At 36.8% G+C, this 7,989-nt stretch carries 4 protein-coding genes; 2 read left to right on the top strand and 2 right to left on the bottom strand.

Features of this window, described 5'->3' with window-relative positions; all coding sequences use genetic code 11:
- The first annotated feature begins 721 nt into the window (after positions 1-721).
- Together BBROOKSOX_RS07905 and BBROOKSOX_RS07900 are read left to right on the top strand one after the other, a co-directional pair.
- Positions 722-3,826, top strand: coding sequence for an inverse autotransporter beta domain-containing protein (locus BBROOKSOX_RS07905; protein ID WP_139660740.1), 3,105 nt, complete (start codon positions 722-724; stop codon positions 3,824-3,826).
- Between the two features lie 102 nt (positions 3,827-3,928).
- Complete coding sequence (locus tag BBROOKSOX_RS07900) at positions 3,929-5,032, top strand: IS5 family transposase (RefSeq protein WP_257607804.1); 1,104 nt, start codon at positions 3,929-3,931, stop codon at positions 5,030-5,032.
- Between the two features lie 354 nt (positions 5,033-5,386).
- On the opposite strand, the gene BBROOKSOX_RS07895 is transcribed toward BBROOKSOX_RS07900, so the two are convergent.
- Complete coding sequence (locus BBROOKSOX_RS07895) at positions 5,387-6,406, bottom strand: reprolysin-like metallopeptidase (protein ID WP_180324148.1); 1,020 nt, start codon at positions 6,404-6,406, stop codon at positions 5,387-5,389.
- Positions 6,399-7,211, bottom strand: coding sequence for a hypothetical protein (locus tag BBROOKSOX_RS07890; RefSeq protein WP_139660736.1), 813 nt, complete (start codon positions 7,209-7,211; stop codon positions 6,399-6,401). The genes BBROOKSOX_RS07895 and BBROOKSOX_RS07890 overlap by 8 nt, the downstream gene beginning before the upstream one ends.
- Positions 7,212-7,989 lie beyond the last annotated feature (778 nt).

Below are 7,989 nucleotides of genomic sequence, written 5' to 3'. Positions count from 1 at the left end.
GGTCAAGTTATTTAGAGACTTTTGCATAAGTAGGAATGATTAGCAAAATGACAAGTTTTGCCGACTTGGTAATTTCTTTAAACCTTGTCCTAGCAGGGCTAAGGCTGGGTTTAAAAAATCGCTAAGTGGGTGAAAAGTGGGTTTCTGATGATTGTTCCTATTTATGCAAAGGTCTCATTTACTCAAAGTATTTAGCGACACAAAAAAACCCAGTCTTTTGACTGGGGTTTTTTGTATTTTTAATAAGGCGCGCTATCTAAAAGATTGATAAAGACAACTTTTGAACTGATCTCATTCATTACACTTGGCTTGTTATGCTGCATGCAAATCAGCATAACAAGTCAAAATAAGTTGGTAATCTCTTGTATGGGATTTTCAGTGCTTAGATTGTACCAAGTTTGAGAAAATAAGCATCTTAAATATCAATTAGTGGTAGTGGTTGCTTCATGTTTGCCCAGTTGATGATATTTCCCATGTTATTCAAAAAAACTTATACAGAAAAGATTAAATGGTATTCTATTTGAGACTTTTGCATAAGTAGGAATGATTAGCAAAGTGACAAGTTTTGCCGAATTGTTGATTTTATGAAATATAGTGGCTGTGTTTCATAAAATTGTCAAGTTGGTGAAAAATGGCGTTTTGATGATTATTCATATTTATGCAAAGGTCTCTAATTTAAAGAATCTTATTTAAAACAACTTGCTTATTAAGGACAAACACAATGATGAAAACGCAATTAGCCTACTTTTTTAAAGATATTTTTACTAAAAGCACAATCCAAAATACCAAACAAAAATATCCTATCAAGCTAAACAACCTTAAGTATAAAAATCTTATAGGTAATAAACACAACAACAAACTATTATACAACTTTAGATTTTTGTTTGCTTCCAGCCTTTTAACGCTTTCTCTTAATGTTAGTTCATCTGATACCCAAGCATTCAACAAAGACGCTTACTTGGACCTCAGCAAGCCTTATACCTATAATTGGAATAACACTCAAAGCTATACCAAAAAAGACAACCAAGCCAACAAACTTCTTAAACAAGTCGGCACAACGATTGGCAGCACTGTACACAGCGCCATAGGCTCTACCAACTCAGACAATGCCAACCAGTTCGGCAATAAAATTACCACAGGCATTAAAGGTCAGCTAAAAAACCAAGCCATCAGCAATGTCGAAAGCCGCATTAACCAAAAAGCCAATGAATATGCCAATTCTTTCGGCAAGGGAAAAACAGAGATTTCTATTCATAAAATCACCTCTAAAAACCCAGATTACAGCCTGAGAACCCTTCAACCATTGACCCCACTTAATGACGATTCGACCGAACTTACCTTTGTCCAAGCCCAACTTAACTCGGGTGAAAACTTTGGCGAGCGTAAAAGCACCCTTAATCTTGGTGTTGGTTACCGACAGCTCTTAGAGCAAGGTCAATCCATTGCAGGGATCAACCTGTTTACTGATTATGAGTCTAAATCTAAGCACAAACGCGGCAGTGTTGGGTTAGAATACCAAAGAGCAAATTTTAACCTCAATGTTAACAAATACTTCCCGCTTTCAGATAAGAAGATGATCGGCGATGACACCGAAGATCCATTGGCAGGATATGATGTTAAATTCTCAGGTCAAGTTCCTTACCTACCTTGGGCAAAAGTTAAAGCCACTCGATACATTTGGGACGGTGTTGCTCAGCCTAATGTCAAAGGCACCATTTTTGGTATAGAAGTGCAACTCTCTGACTCTGTTCGTATGGAGTTTGGTAGTGAAGACAACAACACAGTTGAGCGCAAAACTTACGCACGCTTCACAACCGCACTGCCACTTTCAGACCACGAGTCAATGACAAACTTTAGCATTAGCAAAAAAGCCTTCCAAAATTCAGACATTGTTAACTTAGGCGATCTTGAGTTTGTAGAGAGAAGTAATAAAATCCGTGTTGAAAAACTCTTAAATGGACTTCCTATTATTTTGGGTGAATACAACGCACCTACCGTAGGAGCGAGTTGTACATTATATAATAGCGCTGGTGTTGCCTTGGGTACTGCTTCCACAGGCAGTAATGGTCAAGTCAATTTGGTGGGTGTAACCAGTATACCAGCAGGACTTGTTACTATGGCTTGCAGAGGGGGTGCTTACACGGATGAAGCCACGCAACAATCTAAAACACTTCAGCCCCATCTCGAATTGAGGGCGGCAACAATCTACTCAGGCACAGGTCCATTAACAATACTTGCCTCACCTTTGTCTGAAGTCGCTTATCAATTAGCAGACACTAATTCTGGTGACAGAACAGTCATTGCCAAAGACATTGTGAAACTAAACGCCGATGTTGCCACTGCCTTTGGTGTTTTTTTGAGTGGTGTTGATATTATTAGCACCATTCCAAGTAACGCCAACGATGGAGCAGTTGCTAATGATGATGCAGGTAAAATTGGTGCTACACTTGCAATAATTTCACAAATGGCTGCAACCAATGGTAACAGTGCAACTGAGGTTATTGGTGTTCTAAAGGCTGCCATAAAGAACCAGACTCTTTCCGGTGAATTCAGCAGTGCAATAAGTGCTTTTCAGAGAGGGGTTAGTGTAGCTGCTGGCAAAACTTCTATCAAAGACAATGTTAATAATGTATTTGACACATATATAGGTAGAGCTATTCGTAAAATCTCTCTTTACAACGGAGAGGATAACGACCCAGTCCCTACAGTGCAAGATTACACGGATATTGGTCTTCCTGATTCCGTTGGTGACGCTAATCTTTCACTAAAGAACCTTAGAATTGCAACAGAAAAAGATCGAACAAAGAAAGACAGCGTAGAAGAAATAAGAGCGATTATCAACTTCCAATCTAAAGCAAGCTTTAAGATTAATCTCATTGCTGTAGCAAGTGTTGCTGAGAAGGATGCATTTACAAGCCCAACCCCAACTTTAACTGGTGACTCTAGAGTGGGTGACATTACTTGGACTATAGGTGGCGAGGATGCAGATAAGTTCACCATTAACGCTAAAAATGGCGTTGTCTCAATGATTGCAAGAGACTATGAAAAACCAGTAGATAAAGACAAGGATAATGATTATAAAGTAACGATTACTGCAACTGATTTTGATAAGAACACTGACTCTAAAGACTTAAAAGTTAAAGTCACAAATGTAGATGAATTTGTATCAAGCGAGTACTCTGTTGCCGGTGTGACATACAGATCGGTGCATTCACCTAATACTGGCAGAGTATGGTTGGATAGAAATCTTGGAGCAGACCAAGTAGCAAAGTTCAAAGGAGATCAAAAAAGTTATGGCTACCTTTACCAATGGGGGCGTGCCCATGATCAGCACGAGCAGAGAACTTCTGGCACATCATCCAAACAATTCACTAGTCTCAAGAACACGGGTGTTAATAACGGTCCATTTATTATTGGAAATTCTGATTGGACGAGTGCAGACTCAGCAGGTAAAGAGAGAGAGAAGTCTTGGGGTGCGGCTGGTGGGGGTGTCTGCCCAAAACCCTTTAAAATACCCTCTAAGGAAGAACTAGAGGAAGAGATGACGAAATCGAATATTACTAATGCCGACTCGGCCTTCTCTAGCTTCTTGAAAATCCCATCTGCTGGCTACCGCTCTAAGAGTGGTAATATACCTGAAAACCACCCTGCAGTTCTCTTATGGACTCGTTCTCCTGTTCCTGATCCTGTTGTTGGTGACATTGATGCTTACTATTTTACAGCCTCTATTAATAATAATGATGCTGGTTTTCATACCATAGAGCGTAGCTATGGTCTAAGCATTCGTTGCATTTCGATTCATGACCCAATTCCTCCATCAGATTAAGCAAACACACAAAGATGCTTTCATTAAAAAGACAGATGTATTAAAGGACAAGACCGAACCCGTTTTTTTAGGGTAGGTACATGATTTTTAAATGATGTTGTTTTGCAGTTTAAGCGCAACCCTTATTACCAATACTTCTGTGGCTACTCAAACTATATGCCAGGTATGCCTTGCAATGCCACCGAGTTGGTGCACTTTAGGAAGCGTATAGGCGTTAAAGGTTTTAATCTTATTTTTAAAATGAGTGTTGCCTTGCATGGTAAACAAGCCCAAGAGTCTAGCGTATTGATTGACACCACCGTACAAGAGAAAAACATCACCTACCCCACTGATGCCAAACTTGCCATTAAAATCATCAATCGCCTTAATAAGCTGGCAAAGCGTCATGGCATTCAACAACGCAGAACCTATGTTAAAGAGGTTAAAAACTGCCGCCTTAGCATTCGTCACTTCCGCCATGTTAAAAAGCGTGCCAAAGCCAAGAAAGCTTTAACACGCCTGAGAACCATTGCCAACAAACTCATCAGAGAATTGCAACGCAAACTTCCCACACACAGCCTGTTTGAAACTTATCAAAAAGATTTCTTGTTCTACCAACAGGTATTAGCACAACAACCCAAAGATAAGAACAAAATCTATTCATTACACGAACCTGATGTCTATGTCATTGCCAAAGGCAAAGACCACAAGCAATATGAATACGGCAATAAAGTCTCTATTGTCTCTACCAAAGACAATAACATTATTGTTGGCGTGGTCAGTCATGATAAAAACATCCACGATTCTAAAACCCTAGATGCTGCCATCACTCACGCTAACAGTAATCGCACTAAGCCCATTCAGCAAGCAGTATGTGATCGAGGTTATGTTGGTGTTAAAGAGGTTCTAGGTGCAATGATTATCCTACCTAAGAAAGCCCTTAAGAGGGACAATCGTTATCAACGAGATAAAAAGCGCAAACTGTGTAAAAGGCGAGCAGCCATAGAGCCTATTATCGGACATTTGAAATCAGATTTTAGATTATCTAGAAACCTGCTCAAAGGGCAAGTTGGTGATGAGATTAATGTATTAATGGCTGCCTGTGCTTGGAATTTGAAAAAATGGCTGGCAATAGCCACTATTTTTTTGTTTTGGCAAAAACTGGGTTTATTTTTTGTAAAATACCTAAGGTTTTTTGCGGCACTGGATAAAAAGCAGTTTTGTTGATTTAGATGGTTGGAAAAATGGGTGGTTTTGGTTTGTTTGGAGTGGTTTTTAAGGGTTGACTATTTATGCAAAGGTCTCTATCAATAAATAAAACTAGATTTTTTACCGATAACCGTAAAAACTTCTAATTTCCAAGCGACCTTTGCATAAATAGGGATGATTAGCAAAATCCAATTTTTGCCCAATTGGTGATTTCTTTAAACCTTGTCCTGGCAGGGCTAAGGCTGGGTTTAAAAAATTGCCAAGTGGGTGAAAAGTGGGTTTCTGATGATTGTCCCTATTTATGCAAAGGTCTCTTCTAAGTGAAAATATTTTTTAAGAGGTTTTAAATATAAATGCTTAAAGCAATATCCCTTATTTTCTTTGAATTGAATATTCTCTTTCCACTTTAAGAGTGAAGTTGCCATGCTTATTATTGAAGCCGCTAACGACAATATAGGCTTCTCGATGAGAATTAAAGCTTAGAGATGATAATTTACTTTTCAAACCAACACCACTGTCATCATTTTGATTAATCTCGTTTCCTTTTTCATCGTAAATATATAAGTAAGTATCAAAGTCTGCTTTTTCTATCTCTATAGTATATTTAAAGTTTGAGTTAACGGGGAGTTTATAAATAATAGCTTTACTCGCATTCCACCTACCTAACATCTCATATTTTGGTGCATTATTGGTACTGTCAACGGTTGAATATGAGTTTGAAGCAAAGAATATCCGTTTACTCTTAGGAAAGTTTAGAAAACTGTCAAAACTTTTTCTAACTGTGCTTTTGTTATCATTGCTCCAAAACTCACCTATTCTAACAAAAAGTGATTGTGTTTTCATAATCGGCGCCGTCCAAGTCCACCAAGAGGTAGAGGAATTATGCTTGGCTCCTAGCATATGTCCCAGTTCATGGGCTGCGGTAGATTCACTATCGTCAGAAGCTATGCAAAAATGAGAGTTTATATATGTTTTTCCAAATATCCCTACAAATATACTTCCCCACTTACTTTCTGTCATTAATATATGATAATCATTATTTTTAAACTTATAATTTGCCTGAATATAATCAGAAAATCCATTTAACTGATCGTCAGAATCGTCAATTTTATGAATAACATCATCAAAATGTTGATAATTTTTATAATTAGAATCTAGCCAAGATAAGGCAATATGCAAATCAGATTTATAGCCTGAACTTTCTATTGTGCTTATTATGTAGTTTTCAATATCATCCCGATCATCTACAGAGGAATCTAACTCCCATAACCATATTTTTATGGTTTTCATACCAATTATTCGTGGGATTTCTGGTAGCTCAAAATTTGACGCATAAGAAGAAGGAAATAGGTAAAAAAAGACAATACTTAGAGATAAAAAAAGTTTATTCATTGGTTTTCTCGGTTGGAAATAAAGGGGCATCGTTATAATCGCTAACGCCATTTGGATTGATTTTATTGTAATAAAGTTCGTTTTCATAGGTATCGTTGGTTCTTTCGTTTATCACATAGTAATCATTTTTAGTTTCATAAAAATTAGATTGGACATGCTTTTGCTCTGTTTTGTCTGATGAGTGAGGGTCTTGGTATTCTGACTTATATTTATTATCTATATATTTTTGTCTTTCGTTTAAAGTCTTTGAAATCTTAATACGCCCTTCTGATTCGTAAATATAAATTGCTACTTTGTCTGAAAATGCCTTAACTCTAGCCGTTATGTCCGTATTTTCAATATACCCAGAATACCAATCACCATTACTGGTATAAGAATTATCCCGCTTCAAAGTTAACGGATATTCTTTACCTAGCGCTTCAACACGAAATAAAACTTTTTTTGACTGACTAAATTTTTGACGATAATCAACCTTCGCATCAAATTTAAAATCCATTTCTACAATATTTGGAATCGGTTGAGTTTTTTTCTTAAGATCTGACTTAGTTTGTTTGATTAAGTCATAATCGTATTCGTATTCGCTATGAGTAGCATCGGCAGAATTGTCATTATCAAAAACATATTCAGGTGATTGCTTGATTGTGTTAGATTTTTTTGGTATTTTATCAACACTTTGTGTAATTATGTTAACCTTTGAGTCTTGAACAAAAGCCAAGGGTCTTTCATTAGACTTATTATTCAATAAGAAAGCAGCAAAAACTACAGCAAGTGAAGCGCTTCCAAAAGACAAATAACGATAATTCATAGATTTAGTGGGTGAGTGCAATTTTTTTCACTTAATTTGTTGTTTTTACGGATCAACAGTAAAAAAACCTTATAAAGTGATTTTAATTAACACATTATATTAAATAGAGACCTTTGCATAAATATGAATAATCATCAAAACGCCATTTTTCACCAACTTGACAATTTTATGAAACACAGCCACTATATTTCATAAAATCAACAATTCGGCAAAACTTGTCACTTTGCTAATCATTCCTACTTATGCAAAAGTCTCAAATAGAATACCATTTAATCTTTTCTGTATAAGTTTTTTTGAATAACATGGGAAATATCATCAACTGGGCAAACATGAAGCAACCACTACCACTAATTGATATTTAAGATGCTTATTTTCTCAAACTTGGTACAATCTAAGCACTGAAAATCCCATACAAGAGATTACCAACTTATTTTGACTTGTTATGCTGATTTGCATGCAGCATAACAAGCCAAGTTCAATGAATGAGATCAGTTGCAAAAGTTGTCTTTATCAATCTTTTAGATAGCGCGCCTTATTAAAAATACAAAAAACCCCAGTCAAAAGACTGGGTTTTTTTGTGTCGCTAAATACTTTGAGTAAATGAGACCTTTGCATAAATAGGAACAATCATCAGAAACCCACTTTTCACCCACTTAGCGATTTTTTAAACCCAGCCTTAGCCCTGCTAGGACAAGGTTTAAAGAAATTACCAAGTCGGCAAAACTTGTCATTTTGCTAATCATTCCTACTTATGCAAAAGTCTCTAAATAACTTGACC

The sequence above is a fragment of the bacterium endosymbiont of Bathymodiolus sp. 5 South genome, from assembly GCF_900128535.1.
Lineage (GTDB): Bacteria > Pseudomonadota > Gammaproteobacteria > PS1 > Pseudothioglobaceae > Thiodubiliella.
This window is presented reverse-complemented; position numbering and strand designations above follow the sequence as displayed.